Here is a 19,569-nt window from a genome sequence, read left to right as displayed (position 1 = left end):
CGGCGTCAGGGGCGGGCCGCACCGCGGTCGGCGAGCAGTGCCTCGGTAGCGGCCCACAACCGCGCGGCGAGGTCGGCGTCGCGTGCGTCCTTGCTCGGGTGAACCACCTTGCAGCCCTTGACGTATGCGCCGGTGAACTTGCCGGTCTCGGTCGCGGTGGCGGTCCAGACCACCGTTTCCGCCCCCTTCTGCACCTCGGCCATGAACGGCGTCAGAAGCGTCCCCACCACCTGGTAGCCGAACGGCAGACCCCGGCCGAGGGTGGTGCCGCGGACGAATCCGGGATCGGCGCAATTGACGACCAGCCTCGCCGGATCGGACCGGCGCGCCAACTCGCGGGTGAACAGGGTCAGGGCGAGTTTGGAATTGTTGTACGCACGCTGGCCGTGGAACGTGTCCTTCGTGCCGTCGAGGTCGTCGAAGTCGAGGTGCCCGCCGCGATGACCGGACGAACTGATGTTCACGATGCGTGCCGGATGCCGGTACCCGGCGGCGTCGGCGGTCGACGCCCGCGCCATCGCCGCAGCCAGCGTCGTCGCCAGCACGAACGGCGCGAGGTAGTTCACGGCGAACGTCTCTTCGATGCCGTCGACCGTCAGCTGCCGATGGCCCACGTCGATGCCTGCGTCGTTCACCAGCACATCGATCCGCGGGAACCGGTGCAGCAGTTCCTCGGACAGCTTGCGTACCCGGTCGAGCGAGGACAGGTCGGCGAGCGCCGAGTTCAACCGGTCGCGGTCGGTGCTCTCGGACAGTTCGGCGATCGCCGCGTCGATCTTGTCCTGGTCCCGGCCGACCAGAACGACGGTGGCGCCGCGGCGTGCGAGTTGGCGGCAGGTCTCCAGGCCGAGCCCCGAGGTGGCACCGGTGACCACCATGGTGCGGCCTGCGAGATCGTTCGACTCGGTCATCCTCGCCTCCCGAATGCAGGTCCCTACGAGAGTAGGGCAACCGGGTGGGTCGCACCGTGGAACGAAAACACCGCGAATCCGCCCGCGACGGCCGCCGACTAGCGCCGGTGCTCGTACCCCAGCCAGGCGCGTCGACGTTCACCGAGCGGATCGTTCTCCACTCGGCTCGTGTCGTCGATGATGAGCGTCTCCCGGCGCTCCGGCGAGTACCGGGGCCAGCCGGGTGCGGGGGTCCCGTGCCGGGCGAAATGCAGCCAGTGCGACTGGACGGTGTCGGTGACGGCCCGCAACCCGCGGCGACCCCCGAGTGCGGTGAGCAGCCGCGCCCACGGCCCGGTCAACCCGAACACCGCGTACATCTCCGTCGCGTGGGTCGCGCCCAACCCCAGGACATGGAGCAACCGGGGTGCGAAGTCGTACCGGTAGCTGTAGGTCGGTGCGACGGTCGTGTGGCCCTGCGCGCACAGGACGGACGGTTCCCAGAACGTCACGTCGCCGCCGAGGTCCGCGGCCGCACGCCGACGGGGATAGCCGGGGTAGGCGGCGATGGCCCGTTCCTTCACCGACGCGTCCACGTGCGAGAACATCTTGTCGATCCGGGTGGGATCGGTGGGCAGGATGTTCAGGAACCGGGGAAAGACCCTGCCCTCGTGGCGGTTCGTGCCGATGATGAGCGGAACCGGGTGCCCGGAACCGGAAGCGAAACAGTCGAGCGGGTGCGTGGGAAGGAAGAAACCGTCGACGACGGGCGCGAACGCGCGGGTTCCGGGTTCCTCGTCGGCCCCCCGGTGCGCCAGTGTCGTCCCCGCTTCGACGAAGTCGGTCGGGTCGGCGGTCTCGAGCCATGTCGCGGCCTCGGAGAGCGGGACCCCGGCGATCTCGAGGAATTCGCGCGACCACCGCGCCGCACGCTCGGGGTGGTATGCGGACGCCACCGGAGGGCTCTCCGCGATGGCTCGCGCGAACAGGCCTTTCGCGGCGGGGGTGGTCATGAGTGTGGTGACGGCGTTGGCGCCGGCGGATTCGCCGAAGATGGTGACGTTGTCGGGGTCGCCGCCGAATTCGGCGATGTTGCGTTGCACCCATTCGAGTGCGGCGACTTGGTCGCGGAGTCCGAGATTGGAGTCGAAAGGTCGTTCGGGGGTGGAGAACTGGGTGAAGTCGAGGTAGCCGAGCGATCCGAGGCGGTAGTTGATCGAGACGTACACGATGTCGCCGCGGCGGACCAGCGACTCGCCGCCGTAGAGCGACGAGGACGAGGACCCGCCCGAGTAGGCGCCGCCGTGGATGAACACCATCACGGGTCGCGGCGTTCCGGGGGCGGACCCGGGTGCCAGCACGTTCAGGGTGAGACAGTCCTCGTCGGTCCCACCACCCTGCGGGGCGGGGGACCCGAAGTGGAAGGCCCGCCGGACACCCGACCACGGCTCGACCGGGTGCGGGGCCCGCAACCGCAGAGGCCCGACGGGGGGCGCGGCGTAGGGGATACCCCGCCAGGCAGCCAGGTCGTCGTCGATCCGGCGCCCTCCGACGGCGCCGGCTTCGGTGTGGACCTCGAGAACGCTCACAGGCCCTGCCCGTGATAACCCTGGTACCCCTCCCAGGCCAGCCTGCGCTCCCGGCGCGGATCGTCCTGAACGGTGGTGACGGTGTCGAACACGAGTGTTGCCCTCCTGTCGGTGTCGTACTTCGGCCACGACGCCAACGGTGTTCCCTGCGAAGCGAAGTGCAGCCAGTGCCGCTGCACGGTGTCCGTCACGTCCTTCAGCCCGCGACGACCACCCGGCAGGGTGAGGCCGCGGCCGATCAGGGTGTCGGCGATGTCGAACACCGCGAACAACTCGAACCCGTGTGTGGCGTCCAGTCCGAGCCATTTCATGGCGCGCGGAGCGAAGTCGAAACGATAGCTGAAGGTGGGGGCGTACGCGGAGTGGGCCTCGGCCAGTTCGATCGACGGCATCCAGAACGTGAGATCGCCGCCCAGGTCGACGGCCGCGTCCGGCGCCGGGTAGCCGGGATACGCGGCGGTCACGCGGGCCTCGGCGCCGGGGTCGGTGAGTGCGAACATCCGCCCGATCCGGTCGGGGTCGGTCGGCAGCCCGTCCAGGAGTTTCGGGAACAGGGTGCCCTCGCGGGCGTTGGTGCCGATGATCAGCGGAACCCGGTGCGCCGAGCCGTCGGCGAACGCGTCGAGCGGCGGCGTCGGCAGGAAGTCGCCGTCGATCACGGGTCCGAACGGGTGCAGTCCCGGCGTCTCCGACAGCACCTTCGCGCCGAGACGATTTCCGGCCCGGCCCAGTGCGCCGACCGGTGACGAGGCGAGCGCCTCTGCGGCAGTGTCCGGTTCGGCCCCGAGCAGCGTCACGTAGTCGGACGCCCACTGGGCCGCGCGGTCGGCGGTGGTGACGAGTCCTGGGGCGGAACTCTCCGAGATCGCCCGCGCGAAAAGGCCTTTCGCGGCGGGGGTGGTCATGAGTGTGGTGACGGCGTTGGCGCCGGCGGATTCGCCGAAGACGGTGACGTTGTCGGGGTCGCCGCCGAATTCGGCGATGTTGCGTTGCACCCATTCGAGTGCGGCGACTTGGTCGCGGAGTCCGAGATTGGAGTCGAAAGGTCGTTCGGGGGTGGAGAACTGGGTGAAGTCGAGGTAGCCGAGCGATCCGAGGCGGTAGTTGATGGACACGTACACGATGTCGCCGCGGCGGACCAGCGACTGGCCGCCGTAGAGCGCGGTGGCCGACATACCCAGCGTGTAGGCGCCGCCGTGGATGAAGACCATCACCGGCCGTGCCCCGGACGTACCGGGCGTGGCGAGCACGTTGAGCGTCAGGCAGTTCTCGCTGCTCGGCTGATACTTGCCCGGCCGGAGTGCGGTGAACTTCTTGTGCTGCACGGCGGCGTCGCCGAATTCGGTGGCGTCGAACTCGCCGGACCACGGCGTGACCGGCTGGGGCGCGCGCAACCGCAGCGGCCCGACCGGGGGAGCCGCGTAGGGAATTCCGCGCCACGCGACCAGGTCGCCGACGCGCCGGCCACGGACCACCCCTGCGGTCGTCCTCACCAGCGTGTCGGTTGCGAGAGTGTCTGACGCCATGTCGGAAACTATACGGAGACCGACGGAGGGGCCTTCTCCTCCGCCGCCTGTGGTCCGTCCGGCTCAGCGCCGCGCCTCCAGCAGTCGCAGCCACACTTCGCTCACGGTCGGGTACGACGGGACCGCGTGCCACAGCGCGTCGAGTGGCACCTTCCCGACCACCGCGATGGTGGCGGCATGGATGAGCTCACCGACATCCGTGCCCGCGAACGTCGCCCCGACCAGGGTGTCGGTGGCCCGGTCGACCACGAGCTTGGCGTGACCGCTGAAATCGTCGCGGGCCAGTGACGAGCCGGCGACGGCGATGTCGACCTCCACGGTCTCGACGTCGACGCCGGCGTCCCGCGCCTCCTTCTCGGTGATCCCGACGGCCGAGACCTCCGGATCGGCGAACACCACCTGAGGAACCTGGCCGTGGTCGGCGGTCGCCCGGAATCGGGACCCCTCCAGCGGCCTGCCCTCGGCGCGGGCGGCGATCACGTCGCCGCAGACGCGGCCCTGGTACTTGCCCATGTGGGTGAGCAACGCGCGGCCGTTGGCGTCGCCCACGGCGTACAACCAGTCGTCCGCCGTCGTCAGGTGGTCGTCGGTGGTGAGGTATCCGTGGGAGTTCAGCAGTCGCGCGTCCAGGCCGAGCGCCGACGTCGCCGGTGTGCGCCCGGTCGCGACGACGATCTCGTCGACGACGAGCGGATCCTGTCCCGCCACGTCCAGGGTCACCGGGCCGCCATGGATGCGGCCGATCCCCGTGTCCCGGGCGTCGGCCCGCTCGACGCCGCGAAGGTCCGCGCCGAACAGGATCCGGGCACCCTTCTTCTCCAGCGAGCGGGCCACCCGCTCACCGGCGAACGGTTCGTTCTTCGGGAGCAGTGCCCGGCCGCGCACCACCATCGTCAGTTCCTCGACGCCGAGGTCCAGCAGCCACGTCGCGCTCTCGCATGCCACGACGCCGCCGCCGATCACGGCGACCCGGCGCGGAATCTCCCTCAGGTTGGTGGCGTCCCGCGAGATCCACGGCAACGCCGCCCGCAGGCCCGGGGTGTCGGGGACCGCGGCGGTCGTCCCGGTGGCGACCACGACGGCGTGCCGGGCGCGCAGCTCGCGGGAATCACCGACCGTCACCGTGCGGTCCCCGGTGATGCGTGCGGATCCGCGGATGACGTCGATCCCCTGCGAGTCGGCCCACATCACCTGCGAGGAGTCGTCGTGGTTGCTGGTGAACGAGTCGCGTCGCGCCAACACGGCGTCCACGTCGAGCGGACCGGCCGACACTCCGGGCATGTTGCGCGCCGCCCCGAGAACCTCGCCCGGGCGCAGCAGCGCCTTGCTGGGCATGCAGGCCCAGTAGGAGCATTCACCGCCGACCAGTTCGTGTTCGATCAGTGCCGCGGTGCGGTCGCTGCCCGCGATGGCGTAACTCGCCGCGTTCTCACCCGCGGGACCGCCTCCGATCACGATGACATCGAACTCTTCCGCGCCGCTCCCAGAGTCAGTCATACCTGTAACCGTAAGCCGGTCGGTGCGCGATGTCAGAGGTTCCGGCGGGCCCCTCGCGTTGTTACTCGCGGGTAGATACTGTGGCGGAATGAGACGGCAGAAGATTCTGATCACCGGGGCCAGCTCGGGACTCGGCGAAGAGATGGCTCGTCGGTTCGCGGCACAGAGACGAGACCTCGCGCTGTGCGCGCGCCGCGTCGAACGGCTCGAATCCGTGCGCGACGAATTGCAGGCGGCGCATCCCGGGATCACCGTCGCCGTCCGCGAACTCGACGTCACCGACCACGACGCGGTGATCCGGGTCTTCGGCGAACTGCGTGACGAGCTGGGCGGACTCGACCGCGTCGTCGTCAACGCCGGACTCGGGAAGGGAGCCCGGATCGGAACCGGCCGGGCCGACGCCAATCTCGCCACCGCCCGCACCAACTTCGTCGGCGCCCTGTCGCAGTGCGAGGCGGCTCTCGGGATCTTCCGCGAACAGAACTCCGGGCACCTGGTGCTCGTGTCCTCGATCAGTGCCGATCGGGGTCTGCCCGGCCCGAAGGCGGCGTACTCGGCGAGCAAGGCGGGAGTGTCGGCCCTCGGCGAGGCGCTGACCGCGGAGCTGGCGAAGAGTCCGATCGTGGTGACCACGCTGCTGCCCGGGTACATCGCCACCGACATGTCGGGCAAGGCCGGCGACAGTGCCAAGATGACGGCCACCCTCGACGAGGGCGTCGATGCAATGGTCGCGGCCATCGAGAAGGAGACGAACCGCGCTGCGCTACCCGGAATCACATGGCGAGGAATCGACCTCGCATTGAGATTCCTTCCTCATGCATGGACATCCCGGTTCGTGTAGGACTGACCTATGACGACCGCCCAGGAATCCTCGTCCCTCGGCCTGCAGCGTTCGAGGCCGCGTGTCGTCATCGTCGGGGGAGGGTTCGGCGGAATCCACGCCGCCCGGCGGCTCCGCGACGTCGACGTGGACGTCACCCTGCTGGACCGGGGAACCAGCCACCTCTTCCAGCCGCTGCTCTACCAATGCGCGACGGGGTTGCTCTCCGAGGGCGAGATCAGCAGCCCGCTGCGGCACCTGCTGCGCGGCAACCGCAACGTGCACGTCGCCCTCGGGGAGGCACACGCGATCGACGCCGTCAGCAAGGTCCTGACCGCCAGTCGCTTCGACGGATCCACGTTCGACCTGCCCTACGACTACCTGATCGTCGCCGCGGGCATGCGACAGACGTACCACGGGCACGACGAGTACATCCAATGGGCGCCGGGGATGAAGACCCTCGACGACGCGCTCGCCATTCGCCGGAAGCTGATCTGCGCCTTCGAGATGGCCGAATCGCTACCCACCGCGGAGGAGCGCAGGCCGTGGCTGACCTTCGCCGTCGCGGGCGGCGGCCCCACCGGAGTCGAGCTGGCGGGCCAGATCCGGGAACTCGCCGTGCACGCCCTCGCCAACGAGTTCCAGTCCATCGACCCCTGCGAGGCCCGGGTGCTGCTGTTCCACGGCGGCGACCGCGTTCTCCCGTCGTTCAACCGGAAACTGTCCGCGGCGGCGCAGCGGACCCTCGACAAGGTCGGCGTCGAAACGCACCTCGGTGTGCACGTCACCGACGTCTGCGAGACCAGCATCGAGACGACGGCCAAGAACGCGGCCCGCACCAAGAAGCGCTACGGGGCTCGCACGATCCTCTGGACCGCGGGCGTCGAGGCCGTGCCGTTCGCTGCAGCTCTCGCGAATGCGCTGGGCGTGAAGCAGATTCAGGGTGGGCGCATCGCCGTCGAACCCGATCTCACCGTGCCCGGACACCCGAACGTCTGGGTGATCGGCGACCTGATGTCGCTGAACGACCTCCCCGGTGTGGCCGAGGTCGCGATGCAGGGCGGCAGGCATGTCGGTGGGTGCATCGCCCGCACGGTCGCAGGGGGAACGCCCGACCGCAAGCCCTTCAAGTACCGCGACCTCGGGAGCGCGGCGTACATCGCGCGCAGGCACGCGCTGCTCCAGGCCGGCCCGATCCGGATGTCCGGGTTCATGGGCTGGGTCTCGTGGGGTGCCATCCACATCGCGTTTCTCGCCGGATACCGCAACCGGTTCGGCACCCTGCTCAACTGGGCCGTCACGCTGGCATCGCGGACGCGCCGGGAGCGGGCGATCACCTACGGCGATCCGCAGTCGGCGCGTCAGCCCTACGCCGAACCCGCGTCCGAGTCCTGACGTCACCAGCCGCGGGCGGCGAGACCGTGCCGGGCGAGGACCGTCGTCGCCCGCTCCCGGAGTTCGGCGTGGCCCGGACTGTCCAGCGACTCGAGTGCGAGGGTGTAGCGCCCGCCGAACCGGCTGAGATACGCGGACAGCCGGGTGCGGCTGGTCACGACACCCGGATGGACGGCCCGGGTGGCGATGCCGGTGGCGCGGTGACCGCCGATCGAGACGAGGGCGTCGGGTAGCGGCCCGATGTTGGAACACAGCACGTCCCGCTCGCCGGGGTTACCCGTGAGGGCGTGCGCCACCCGGTCGGGGACCAATTGCAGCATCTCCTCCGGGAACCCTGCCGGGCTCGTCATCGCCGGCGCGGAGAACGCCGCTCGGCTCGCCGCCCGCACATCCGCGACGGTGTCCTGCGGGTGGACGTCCACCTCGACCACGGCGACGGAGTTCGCGGTGCCCGACGAGGTGGACGCGCCGCGCAGGTCCATCGGCACACTGATCGTGAGCGGCCGGGATTCACCGTCGCGTCGCGCCAACTCGGCCACCACGCTCAGGAACAGGCTGTTCGGGGTTCCGCCTGCCTGCTCCGCGGCGGCGTCCCACCGCCCGGCGTCCACGTCCAGCACCGCCGCCGCAGGTGAGTGGCGCAGTGTGTCGGGGGACTCTTTGCCACTCACGTGCAGGAAGCGCCGGAGTTCCGCGCGACGGGTCCCGCTCACCACGAGACCGGCGACCGCACGCGCGGTTCCCGTCGTCACGCGGTGGGCGAGCCGGGTGGCGTCCCACATGTCCGCGACAGCGCCTTCCGAACCGGCCGTGTCCGACGGCGGCAGGCCCTGTAGCGCCGCCGCGATGGCGGCCGCCAGCCCGCGCGCGTCCGCGATCACGTGGGAACACACCAGCGACAGCACCGTGCCCCCGTCGGCCGGTCGCGCGCAGGCCAGACGCCAGGCGGGACCGTGCTCGGGGTCCACCGACAGCGAGCCCTGCTCGTCCGCCCACGCGAGGACCGCCCCTGCCTCGATCTCCGCGTACTCGACGGGAAAGGCGTCGCTACTCGGCTCGAACCTGGGCCGCGCGCCGGGAATCCGCGAACGCACCACGCGCCTGCCCAGCGGGCCCCGCGCGAGGTCGGCGCTCAGGGAATCGAGGGTCGAGGCATCCACCCGCCCGTCGGTACGCCACAGTCCCTGCATCACGATCGGCGTTCCCCACCCCCGATGGGTGCGCAGGAACATCTCGTCGACGACGCTCAATCGGGCGCTCACCAGCGAAGTGTACGACCGGTCGAGGTGGTCGCCGCGCGTCGACCTCTGGACAGCCGGCGCATACTGGAAGTGCAGCGCTGTACAGACCGCACACGGAGAACACCATGGTTAGCGTCGAGAAATGGAAGGTGTGGGGTTCCGTCGTGGAGGTCGACGTCACCGAAGGTGCCGCCCTTCCCGAGGCCGCAGCGCTGATCGCGGCCGTCATCGACGAGACCGAATCGGTCTGCGACATCCACCGCGGCGACGCCGAGATCCACGCCGTCAACCTCTCGCAGGGCGCGCCGGTGAAGGTGAGCAGGCGGATGTCGGCACTGCTGCGTTCGGCGCTCTGGGCCGCCCGGATGACGGACGGGGTCGTGAATCCGCTCGCCTCCGAATCGCCCGACGAGGACCTGATCCCCACCGTGCATCCGGAACCGAGCTTCCTCGACGTCCAGATCGACGACGACGTCGTGTTCGCGCCGTGGGGCGCCTCGTTCGACATCACCGACACCGCCAAGGCCGACACGGTGGATCGGGCGGCGGAACTGGTCGCCCGCCAACTCGAGTGCGGGGCCGCCGTGCGCATCGGCGACGTCCTCGCGACGGCCGGGCACTGTCCCGCCGGCGGCTGGCAGATCCCGGTGCCCGGCGACGGCGAGGTCGAACTGGTGAACGGGACGGCGATGGCGACGGCTTTCGCGCCCCCGGCTGCGGAACCACCCACCGCCACCGAATGGGAGACCGTGACGGTGATCGCCGACGACGCACTCTGGGCATACGCGGCCAGCGTCGCCGCCCTCGCCCGCGGCATCGGTGCGATCCGCTGGATCGAACAGCACGAGTTGCGTGCCCGGCTGGTGGACCGCTCGGGCCGGGTCTACACCACCGAGAGCTGGTGAATCAGGCCCGTCCACGCTGACGGCGGTACCAGCGCACCAGGCTGTCCGTCGACGAATCACTCTGCGCGGCCGGTTCATCCGCGGCGGTGAGCACCGGCTGCAGCTCCACGGCCTGCGTCTTGCCGAGCTCGACACCCCACTGGTCGAACGAGTCGATGCCCCACACGACGCCCTCGACGAACACCTGGTGCTCGTACAGGGCGATCAGCTGCCCGATCACCGACGGCGTGAGCTTCGGCGCGAGGATCGTGGTGGACGGCCGGTTGCCGGGCATGACCTTGTGCGGCACCAGATGTTCGGGCGTTCCCTCGGCCGCGATCTCCTCGGCCGTCTTGCCGAACGCCAGGACCTTCGTCTGGGCGAAGAAGTTGCTCATCAGCAGGTCGTGCATGCTGCCGGTGCCGTCCGCCGTGGGCAGGTCGTCCGTGGGTTCGCCGAAACCGATGAAATCGGACGGGACGAGCCGCGTGCCCTGGTGCAGGAGCTGGTAGAAGGCGTGCTGCCCGTTGGTGCCGGGTTCGCCCCAGAAGATCTCACCGGTGGACGTGGGGACGGGGGAGCCGTCGGCGCGCACCGATTTGCCGTTCGATTCCATCGTCAACTGCTGCAGGTAGGCCGGGAACCGCACGAGGTCGTTGGAATACGGCAGCACGGCACGGGATTCGGCGCCGAAGAAGTTCGAGTACCAGAGTCCGATCAGGCCGAGCAGGACCGGCGCGTTCTCCTCGAGCGGCGCCGTCCGGAAGTGTTCGTCCACGGCGTGGAAGCCGGCAAGGAACTCCGCGAAACGTTCCTTGCCGATCGCCGCCATCACCGACAGCCCGATGGCGGAATCGACCGAGTACCGGCCACCCACCCAATCCCAGAATCCGAACATGTTCGCCGTGTCGATACCGAACTCCGCCACCCGATCCGCGTGCGTCGAGACGGCGACGAAATGCTTTGCGACCGCTTCGTTTCCGAGGCCGAGGCCGCCGAGAAGCCAGCGCCGCGCCGCGGTCGCGTTGGTGAGCGTCTCGAGCGTCGAGAACGTCTTGGACGCCACGATGAACAGGGTGGTGGCCGGGTCGAGGCCGTGCAGGCTGCGCACCAGGTCGGCGGGATCGACGTTGGAGATGAACCGGACACTGATGCCGGCGTCGGCGTAGTGCCGCAGCGCGCGGTACACCATCACCGGACCCAGATCCGATCCGCCGATACCGATGTTGACGACGGTCTTGATTCGCTCGCCCGTCGCGCCGCGCCATTCACCGGAGCGCACCCGGTCCGTGAAGTCGCCCATGCGATCGAGGACTTCGTGGACGTCGGCCACGACGTCCTGCCCGTCGACGACGAGAGACGCGTCGGCGGGCAGCCTCAGCGCGGTGTGGAGGACGGCGCGGTCCTCGGACGTGTTGATGTGCTCGCCCGCGAACATCGCGTCCCGGCGGGCCTCCAGGTCGGCGCTGCGCGCCAGCTCCAGGAGCAACCCGATCGTGTCGCGGTCGATGCGGTGCTTGCTGTAGTCGATGTACAGGTCGCCGGCCGAGACGGTGAGTTCCTGCCCGCGCGCCGGGTCCTTCTCGAAGAGCTCTCGAAGATGGACGGACTGAATTTGAGCGTGATGATCACGCAATTTCTGCCAGGCAGCGGTTCCGGTGATGTCTGAGCTCACGAGATTTGAGCTTAATGCCCGCGCGTCGAAACTTCCGTGCGAACTTCGGTGCGGCGCATGATGGACGTCATGGATGCTGTCGAACTCATGCGAACCGTTCCCACAACCCTCTTCCTCGGCGGCGAGAAGCGCGACGCCGAGAACGGCGCCACGTTCACCGTTTTCGACCCCGCCACCGGTGACGCCCTCACCGAGGTGGCGGACGCCAGCCCCGCCGACGCGATGAAAGCGCTCGACGCCGCGGTCGCGGTGCAGCGGGAGTGGGCGGCGACCCCGGCACGCGAGCGTGGGGAACTGCTCCGCGCGGTATTCGAGAAGATCACGGCCAGGGCCGACGACTTCGCACTGCTGATGACGCTGGAGATGGGCAAGGCGCTGCCGGAGAGCGCGGCGGAGGTCAAGTACGGCGCCGAGTTCTTCCGGTGGTTCAGCGAGGAAGCCGTGCGTATCGGCGGCCGCTACACACCGGCACCCGCGGGGAACGGGCGCATCCTGGTGACCAAGCAGCCCGTCGGGCCGTGTCTGGCGATCACACCGTGGAACTTCCCGCTCGCGATGGGCACCCGCAAGATCGGACCCGCCCTGGCCGCCGGCTGCACGATGATCGTCAAACCCGCGTCCGAGACTCCGTTGACGATGCTGCTCTTGGCCGAGGTGATGGCCGACGCGGGGCTTCCGAAGGGCGTGCTGTCCGTGCTGCCGACGTCGAAGTCGGGGGAGGTGACCGGACCGCTGCTCGACGACCCCCGACTGCGGAAGCTGACGTTCACCGGGTCGACCGGGGTGGGACGGATGCTCGTCGAGAAGTCGGCGAAGGGGCTGCTGCGCACGTCCATGGAACTCGGCGGGAACGCACCCTTCGTGGTGTTCGACGACGCGGACGTGGACAAGGCGGTGGCGGGCGCCGTCCTCGCCAAGATGCGCAACGGCGGCGAGGCCTGCACCGCGGCCAACCGCTTCCACGTCGCGAACAGTGTGCGGGAGGAGTTCACGGCGAAACTCGTCGACAAGCTGTCCTCGTACACACTCGGGCCCGGCACGGATTCCGACACGACGCTCGGTCCGCTGATCAACGCGGATCAGCTCGAGAAGGTCGGGGAACTGGTGCAGGACGCTGTCGGCGCGGGCGCCCGGGTGCGGCTCGGCGGGGTCGCCCCGGAAGGTCCCGGCTACTTCTACCCGGCGACGGTGCTGGACGAGATCCCCGCGCAGGCGCGGATCCTGAAGGAGGAGGTGTTCGGACCGGTGGTCGCGATCGCCGGGTTCGACACCGAGGAGGAGGGGATCGCGGCGGCCAACGACACGGAGTTCGGCCTGGCGTCGTACATCTTCACCCGCGATCTGGACCGTGCACTCCGGGTGGCCGACGCCCTCGAATCGGGCATGGTCGGCATCAACCGCGGGGTCATCTCGGACACCGCTGCCCCCTTCGGCGGCGTCAAAGCGTCAGGCTTCGGGCGCGAAGGGGGCAGTGAAGGCATCGAGGAGTACCTGGAGACCAAGTACGTGGCACTCGAACCGTAACGACCGCCGTCGGGGGATGGGCAGGCCGCTTCGGGAAATCAGTGACCGAGGCGGCCGCGCCCGAGGCGCAGCAGCAGCATGGCGAGGGTGTGGCCTTCCTGGCCGAGTTCGTTGAACCGCTCGAGCACCTTCATCTCACGGCTGTGGACGAGGCGGGGACCGCCGGACGCCATCCGGGTGCGCCCGATGAGCTGCGAGACCTCCGCGCGGCGCTTGATGGCGGCGAGAATCTCGGCGTCGAGCTTGTCGATCTCCTGGCGGAGAACCTCGATCTCGGCCTCGCTGGTGGGAACAGCGGTTTCCTTGGCGGCTGATGCGACGGTCTGAGTGCTCATTGGTTCGTCTCCCTCTTGTCAGAACTTGGATCGTTGTTTTGGCTCGAGTCGTTACCGATCCAGGCTCGTTTGACGAAAAAAGCCCCGGATCCGGTGCGGACCTCGGGGCTCGTGAGCTGTTCAGTTCACGGGCACCGGAGGCCGGTACCCGTAAAAAAATCGCCACAGGGGGCGCGACGGCGGACTGAACATGTGTACCAGTTTGCCATGGCGGCACCGCGCAGGCCAAGCCGCTGTGACGCTGTCGGTACACGCCGGTAAGTTTGATAGTTGATGAACACTATCTCCGGCACCGCTTCTCCCCTGAGCGTCGAGTCGACTCCGCACACCGCCGCACCGGCGCGCGCGGGGTCGGATGCGCTCCTCCAGGGCCTCAACCCACCGCAACGGGAAGCGGTCGTGCACGCCGGTTCTCCGCTGTTGATCGTCGCGGGTGCGGGCTCGGGCAAGACGGCTGTGCTCACCCGCCGCATCGCATATCTGCTGGCCGAGCGGGGGGTGATGCCCGGTCAGATCCTGGCCATCACGTTCACCAACAAGGCCGCCGCGGAGATGCGGGAGCGCGTCGCCCACCTCGTCGGCCCCAGGGCCAACAGCATGTGGGTGTCCACGTTCCACTCGAGCTGCGTGCGGATCCTGCGGGCCCAGGCGGCGCTGCTGCCCGGCCTCAACTCGAACTTCTCCATCTACGACGCGGACGATTCGCGGCGACTGCTGACGATGATCGCCAAGGATTTGAACATCGACACCAAGCGCTATTCGGCGCGGTTGCTCGCCACCCACATCTCGAATCTCAAGAACGAGCTCGTCGATCCGGAGCAGGCGAGCGCCGACGCCGACAAGGACCCGGCCGAACTGCCGCGGCTGATCGCCAGGGTGTACGGGCACTACCAGCAGCGGCTGCGTTCGGCGAACGCGCTGGACTTCGACGACCTGATCGGCGAGACGGTCGCGATGCTGCAGGCGTTCCCCCAGGTGGCCGAGTACTACCGCCGGCGGTTCCGTCATGTGCTGGTCGACGAGTACCAGGACACGAACCACGCCCAGTACATGCTGGTGCGTGAACTGGTCGGTGGAACCGCGGACGGCGAGGACGCAGACCACCGGGTCGCCCCGGCCGAACTGTGCGTGGTGGGTGACGCGGATCAGTCGATCTACGCATTCCGCGGCGCCACGATCCGCAACATCGAGGAATTCGAGCGCGACTACCCGGACGCCCGCACCATCCTGCTGGAGCAGAATTACCGCTCCACCCAGAACATCCTGTCGGCGGCCAACTCGGTGATCTCGAAGAACACCGGACGGCGTGAGAAGCGGCTGTGGACCGATTCGGGCGAGGGTGAGCTCATCACCGGTTACGTCGCGGACAACGAGCACGACGAGGCGTCGTTCGTGGCGTCCGAGATCGACAAGCTCGTCGATTCCGGCGACGCCAAGTTCGGTGACGTCGCCGTGTTCTACCGCACCAACAACTCCTCCCGTGCCCTGGAGGAGATCTTCATCCGGCTCGGCGTTCCGTACAAGGTCGTCGGCGGAGTGCGGTTCTACGAGCGCAAGGAGGTCCGTGACATCGTCGCGTATCTCCGCGTCCTCGCGAACGAGGACGACACCGTCAGCCTTCGCCGGATCCTCAACACACCCCGCCGCGGCATCGGCGACCGCGCCGAGGCATGTGTGGCCGTCCACTCCGAGCAACGGGGCATCAGCTTCGCCGAGGCACTGCGGGACGGTGGCGAGGGCCGGGTACCGCTGCTGAACACCCGTTCCCAGAAGGCCATTGCGTCGTTCCTCGAGCTCATGGACGGGCTGCGGGTGCTGCTTCCGCCGGAGACCACTGCGGACGACATCGTCCCCGACCAGCTCGGCGACATCGGCGACGTCGTCGAGGCGGTCCTGGAGCGGACGGGGTACCGCGCCGAACTCGCGGCGAGCAGCGACCCTCAGGACGGGGCGCGCCTGGACAACCTCAACGAACTCGTGAGCGTGGCGCGTGAGTTCAGCTCCGACGCGCGGAACGCTGCCGGCCTCGTGGAACCGCCGGAGGACGGCGACGTCGACGCCCGGGACGGCGAACCCGACCCCGGTTCCCTCGCCGCCTTCCTCGAACGGGTCTCCCTGGTCGCGGACTCCGATCAGCTGCCCGACAACGACGAGGGCGTCGTCACGCTGATGACGCTGCACACCGCGAAGGGGCTCGAGTTCCCCGTCGTGTTCGTCACCGGGTGGGAAGACGGTCAGTTCCCGCACATGCGGGCCCTCGGCGATCCGACGGAACTGTCGGAGGAGCGTCGGCTCGCGTACGTGGGCATCACCCGTGCCCGGCAGCGGCTGTATCTGACGCGGGCCGTCATGCGGTCGGCGTGGGGCCAGCCCATCCAGAACCCGGAGTCGCGGTTCCTGCAGGAGATCCCGTCGGACCTCGTGCACTGGCGCCGTGAGGACCCGGGCACCGGTATCGGTTCCGGTGGTGCGATCGGCGGTGGCCGTGCGCGTGGAGGGGGGTACGGCGGTCAGGGCTTCGGCGGCGGTTCCGGTTACGGCGGCGGGTCGGCGGGAACGCCGAGCTTCGGTGCCGCCCGCTCGCGCAACAACAACCTGGTGCTCACGGTCGGCGACCGTGTCAGTCACGACAAGTACGGCCTGGGCACGGTCCTCGAGACCAAGGGCGCCGGGCCGACCGCGACGGTCACCATCGACTTCGGTAGCGCGGGCAAGGTCCGGCTGATGCTGATCGGTGGCGTCCCGATGGTCAAGCTGTAGCAATCACGAAACGACTGCGGCGCATGCAATGCATGCGCCGCAGTCGTGTGTTCGGGTGGTGCCGAGAGGTTTCGGTCAGTCCATCTCGGGGCCGAGGCTGATGCCGCGGGAGGCCAGCCAAGGCAGGGGATCGATCTTGTTCTCGCCGGCGAGGTGGACCTCGAAGTGCAGGTGCGGGCCGGTGGAGAAGCCGCGGTTGCCGACGGTCGCGATCTGGTCGCCCGCCATGACCTTCTGGCCGACGGTGACGGTGGAGGTGTTGATGTGGCCGTAGACGGTGATGGTGCCGTCGGCGTGCTTGAGGCGGACCCACATGCCGAACCCGGAAGCCGGACCCGAGTCGATGACCTCGCCGTCGGCGACGGCGACGATGGGGGTGCCGATGGGGGCGGCGATGTCGACGCCCGCGTGCAGGGTGCCCCAGCGGCTTCCGAAGTTGGAGGTGAACGTTCCCACGGCGGGGAGGACGAACAGGGGGCGGCGGGCGGCGGCTTCGCGGGCGGCGCGCTCTTCGCTGAACCGCTGTCCCTTGGCGAGCAGGTTGCTGAACTGCGACAGGTCGGTCGGGTTCGCGATGTTGAGGACCTGCGGGGCGTTCGAATCGGACGCGGCGGTGTCGGCGACCGTGGAGAACTGGGCGGCCTGCGGCTCGGCGGTGGTTCCGATGGTGCTCGACTCGTCACTGGCGAGGGCGACCTCGGAGTGGTCGGAGGAGCTGGACGATCCGCTGGTGACGGCGGCCTGGCCTGCGGCGACTACGGCGCCCGCTGCGACTGCGAGGACTGCGGCGCGGCCTTTGAGAGCTGAGGGGGGAGTCGGGATGCGGTGGGCTCCGCGGCGGGAGTGGGAGGGTGCGCCCTCGAAGGACTCGGAACCGCTGCGGGGGGTGAAGCCGGGAATCTCGGACTCGGTGTCGACGGTCTCGAAGCCGGTGCCGGCGTCGACGCTGTCGGGGGTGGAGCGTGGGGACTGCGAATTGCGGAAGAGCATGCGTGAAATCTCAGAACTATCGGTCTCGGGATAACGCTCGACCGACCTCGAGGGGTACGTGGGCGCGACTTCGTCGTTGTGACCCCGCAACTCGTCATCGTGGTGACTCACAAAACGGCTGGCCGTGAACTGGCTGCGATGGTGCATACGCCCGTCCCCCTCCTGCTCGTGACCTGCCTGTGACTTAGACCTTGGCGACGGTAACGAAACGGTTGCGATGCGCGCAACCTGTAACGCGGAGGAACGGCTACATGTGACGGGCATCACAAACTGAGCTGGGGAAACGTCGAACCCACTTTTCGTCTCGGTTCAATCTCGCCCCTGTCCACGCGTGTCACAACCCCGGGGAGACAGGGGGTTAGCGCTAGCGTCGGCGTGTGGCGTCATCAACTCGATCCCCGGACGGGCGTAGGGCCGAGCCCGAACGCATTCCTTCGTCCGGCGGCACCGGTCTGACGGCCGCCGACGAGCCCGATCCCGCCCGTGCGCGCCGGGGATGCGTTCTTGCGGTCGTCCTGGGACTCGTCGGGGGTCTCGGGGTGGCGTCGGCACCCGTCCTGCACGCCGTTCGTTCGGTCGACGGGGTGGCAGCGCCGTCCGCGATCGCCGCGGCCGCGCTGTGGGCTGCCGTCTTCGCCGTCGCGGCACCCATTCTCGCCGTGCCCGCGGTTCTCGCGCGCCGCACCGCGGTGGCGGGTGCGCTGCTGGCCGGAGCCGGTGCGGTGTCCGTCGGCGCCGCCGTGCTCGACACGCAGCTGTGGACGGACGCCATCGACGCCAACCGACTCGAACTGTTCCGGCCCGAGACGGCGGCCGAGCTCGCCGCCGGGTCCGGCGCGTACGCGGTCCTCGCCGGACACGTCCTGATCGCCTTCGCGGGCCTACTCGGCATGGTCGCGGTCCACCGGGAGTCGCTGATGGACGGTTACGGCGACGCACGCAGCTCCGAACAGGTCGGACGGGCGACGGGTGCCCGTGTCGGGTTCCTCCCGTCCGCGGTGGCGGTGGTCGCCGCCGTCGTGCTCGTCGGCGCGCTGTTCGCTCCCGCATTCGTGTCCGAGGATCCGGTCATCCTCGTCCCGACGGTCGTGGAGTCGGATCTCGCCGCGTCCGCAGGTGCCGGGCTGCTGGCGGCGGCCGTTCTGATCGTGGTCGCCTCCGCACTGGCGTCCATCTCGCCACCCGTCGCGTCCGGTGCGCTCGTCGGGGCCGGCCTGGCCGCGCTCGGCGTGGTCGGGACGCGCCTCGTGGCCGGGCTCGCCGCGGGCGAACGGATCCAGCCCGGTCCCGGCGCGGTGTGGGGGACCGTCGCCGCCGGTGGCCTCGTCGTCGTCGGCGTCTGCATCCCGATGGTCGACCGGGCTCGCGACAGCAGGATCCTGAAAACCCTCGCCGCCCCGTCGTCGTCCGCGACGGCTGCAGGCGGCCCGGCGAAGAAAGGGGCCGTCACCCCGTCCGCGAAGGGCGTCGCCAAGGCGGCGCTGCGAGCCGAGGCCGCCGTGGCCCGCGCCCGGATCGCCCGCTGGCACGTCGCCGCCGGGATCACCGGAATCGTCACCGCCCTGCTGGCCGCCGCCGGGGCCCTGCTCCCCGTCCTCGACATCCCGGCCGACGCCGTGCGCCCCGACATCTACGCCACCCGGGTCGTGCTCGTCGCCGCCCTCGTCCTCGTCGTCGGCTGCGTCTGGCTGCTGCTGTCCGAGTTCGCCTCCACCGTCCGACCCGCGGTCGGGGTGCTGTGGGTGACGATCCCGTTCTCCGTCGCCTCGGTGTCGCAGTCCGTCGTGCTCGCCACCGACGTGCCCGGAATCGGCGCCGGAATCGGTGCGGCGCTGCTGTGGTGCTCGGCCGTCGCCGCCGGCGTCACCGGCGTGCTGACGTGGTTCGCCGGTTCGGCGGAACGTGAGGAGATCGACACGTCCGAGGAGCCGTCCACTTCGATCGCGGTCCTCGCGGTCGGGGGTCTCGGGGCGGTCGCCGCGTTCGCCGGACTGGGGCTGCCGCTCTTCCACGGGACCGACGTGCGCGGCGACGACTACGCGCCCGCGTCGTTCGCGGAGTTCCCCTGGAACCTCGACGTGTGGGGGCGCGTCCTCCTGGGCGTCGCGGTGGTCCTCGCAGTGATCGTCGCCTCACGTGCCCGGCCGGCCCGGGCGGTGGCACTCCTGCTCGGTTCGGCCGTTGCCGTGGGGGTATACCTCCTGTCGTGGCCGCTCACCGCGGCCCGGGTGACCGACCCCTCGATGGGGGCCGGTGTCGTCCCGACAACGGTGGGCATAGTGTTGATTGCGGCTGCCGCGGCCCTCACGACACGCAGCAGAAATCGGTGAGGTCCGCCCCGTTGACAGCGGTGAGGCCCGCCTCAATGCCTGATATCGCGTGATGTGGACCACATAGCAGACACGCGGGCGCAGACCGGGCCCGGCAACTGGTTAAAGTCCAA

Annotated in this window: 14 protein-coding genes; 6 read left to right on the top strand and 8 right to left on the bottom strand. The window is 69.4% G+C overall.

Features of this window, described 5'->3' with window-relative positions:
- Nucleotides 1-5: 5 nt before the first annotated feature.
- The 4 genes from OYT95_RS08825 to OYT95_RS08810 form a co-directional block, all read right to left on the bottom strand.
- The gene (locus OYT95_RS08825) at nucleotides 6-911 is read right to left on the bottom strand and encodes an SDR family NAD(P)-dependent oxidoreductase (protein ID WP_112299589.1); all 906 of its coding nucleotides are present in this window, start codon (nucleotides 909-911) and stop codon (nucleotides 6-8) included.
- Nucleotides 912-1,009: 98 nt separating this feature from the next.
- Nucleotides 1,010-2,479, bottom strand: a complete 1,470-nt coding sequence (locus OYT95_RS08820; protein WP_268791196.1) for a carboxylesterase/lipase family protein — start codon at nucleotides 2,477-2,479, stop codon at nucleotides 1,010-1,012.
- On the bottom strand, nucleotides 2,476-4,005 hold the full coding sequence (locus OYT95_RS08815) for a carboxylesterase/lipase family protein (protein WP_268791195.1): 1,530 nt from the start codon (nucleotides 4,003-4,005) through the stop codon (nucleotides 2,476-2,478). Before OYT95_RS08815 ends, OYT95_RS08820 begins: the two co-directional genes overlap by 4 nt.
- Before the next feature lie 63 nt (nucleotides 4,006-4,068).
- On the bottom strand, nucleotides 4,069-5,502 hold the full coding sequence (locus OYT95_RS08810; RefSeq protein ID WP_268791194.1) for a dihydrolipoyl dehydrogenase family protein: 1,434 nt from the start codon (nucleotides 5,500-5,502) through the stop codon (nucleotides 4,069-4,071).
- 88 nt (nucleotides 5,503-5,590) lie between these two features.
- Between OYT95_RS08810 and OYT95_RS08805 the strand changes: the two genes are divergently transcribed.
- Both OYT95_RS08805 and OYT95_RS08800 read left to right on the top strand, forming a co-directional pair.
- Nucleotides 5,591-6,343 (top strand): SDR family oxidoreductase, encoded by a 753-nt coding sequence (locus tag OYT95_RS08805; RefSeq protein ID WP_268791193.1) that lies wholly within the window; start codon nucleotides 5,591-5,593, stop codon nucleotides 6,341-6,343.
- 9 nt (nucleotides 6,344-6,352) lie between these two features.
- Nucleotides 6,353-7,717, top strand: a complete 1,365-nt coding sequence (locus OYT95_RS08800) for an NAD(P)/FAD-dependent oxidoreductase (RefSeq protein ID WP_037243663.1) — start codon at nucleotides 6,353-6,355, stop codon at nucleotides 7,715-7,717.
- A 2-nt stretch (nucleotides 7,718-7,719) separates the two neighbouring features.
- On the opposite strand, the gene OYT95_RS08795 is transcribed toward OYT95_RS08800, so the two are convergent.
- Nucleotides 7,720-8,979 (bottom strand): hypothetical protein, encoded by a 1,260-nt coding sequence (locus OYT95_RS08795; RefSeq protein ID WP_112299594.1) that lies wholly within the window; start codon nucleotides 8,977-8,979, stop codon nucleotides 7,720-7,722.
- Nucleotides 8,980-9,083: 104 nt separating this feature from the next.
- Between OYT95_RS08795 and OYT95_RS08790 the strand changes: the two genes are divergently transcribed.
- A complete protein-coding gene (locus OYT95_RS08790; protein ID WP_037243665.1) occupies nucleotides 9,084-9,863 on the top strand; it encodes an FAD:protein FMN transferase in 780 nt (259 codons plus the stop codon).
- 1 nt (nucleotide 9,864) lies between these two features.
- On the opposite strand, the gene pgi is transcribed toward OYT95_RS08790, so the two are convergent.
- On the bottom strand, nucleotides 9,865-11,517 hold the full coding sequence (gene pgi / locus OYT95_RS08785; protein WP_112299595.1) for a glucose-6-phosphate isomerase: 1,653 nt from the start codon (nucleotides 11,515-11,517) through the stop codon (nucleotides 9,865-9,867).
- A 69-nt stretch (nucleotides 11,518-11,586) separates the two neighbouring features.
- Between pgi and OYT95_RS08780 the strand changes: the two genes are divergently transcribed.
- A complete protein-coding gene (locus tag OYT95_RS08780) occupies nucleotides 11,587-13,041 on the top strand; it encodes an NAD-dependent succinate-semialdehyde dehydrogenase (RefSeq protein WP_174233791.1) in 1,455 nt (484 codons plus the stop codon).
- Between the two features lie 38 nt (nucleotides 13,042-13,079).
- On the opposite strand, the gene OYT95_RS08775 is transcribed toward OYT95_RS08780, so the two are convergent.
- Complete coding sequence (locus tag OYT95_RS08775; protein ID WP_005238528.1) at nucleotides 13,080-13,376, bottom strand: chorismate mutase; 297 nt, start codon at nucleotides 13,374-13,376, stop codon at nucleotides 13,080-13,082.
- 273 nt (nucleotides 13,377-13,649) lie between these two features.
- Here OYT95_RS08775 and pcrA point away from each other — a divergent pair, with 273 nt between their 5' ends.
- On the top strand, nucleotides 13,650-16,136 hold the full coding sequence (pcrA, locus tag OYT95_RS08770; RefSeq protein ID WP_268791192.1) for a DNA helicase PcrA: 2,487 nt from the start codon (nucleotides 13,650-13,652) through the stop codon (nucleotides 16,134-16,136).
- Between the two features lie 75 nt (nucleotides 16,137-16,211).
- On the opposite strand, the gene OYT95_RS08765 is transcribed toward pcrA, so the two are convergent.
- On the bottom strand, nucleotides 16,212-17,273 hold the full coding sequence (locus OYT95_RS08765; RefSeq protein ID WP_268791191.1) for a M23 family metallopeptidase: 1,062 nt from the start codon (nucleotides 17,271-17,273) through the stop codon (nucleotides 16,212-16,214).
- 230 nt (nucleotides 17,274-17,503) lie between these two features.
- Here OYT95_RS08765 and OYT95_RS08760 point away from each other — a divergent pair, with 230 nt between their 5' ends.
- Nucleotides 17,504-19,456: a hypothetical protein gene (locus OYT95_RS08760; protein ID WP_268791190.1), complete on the top strand. Its 1,953-nt coding sequence runs from the start codon at nucleotides 17,504-17,506 to the stop codon at nucleotides 19,454-19,456.
- Nucleotides 19,457-19,569 lie beyond the last annotated feature (113 nt).

Origin of the sequence: Rhodococcus sp. JS3073 (assembly GCF_026810085.1) — a bacterium.
In the GTDB taxonomy this organism is placed as follows: Bacteria; Actinomycetota; Actinomycetes; order Mycobacteriales; family Mycobacteriaceae; genus Rhodococcus_F; species Rhodococcus_F wratislaviensis.
The sequence above is the reverse complement of the archived record's forward strand: the minus strand, read 5'-3'. Positions and strand labels throughout refer to the sequence as shown.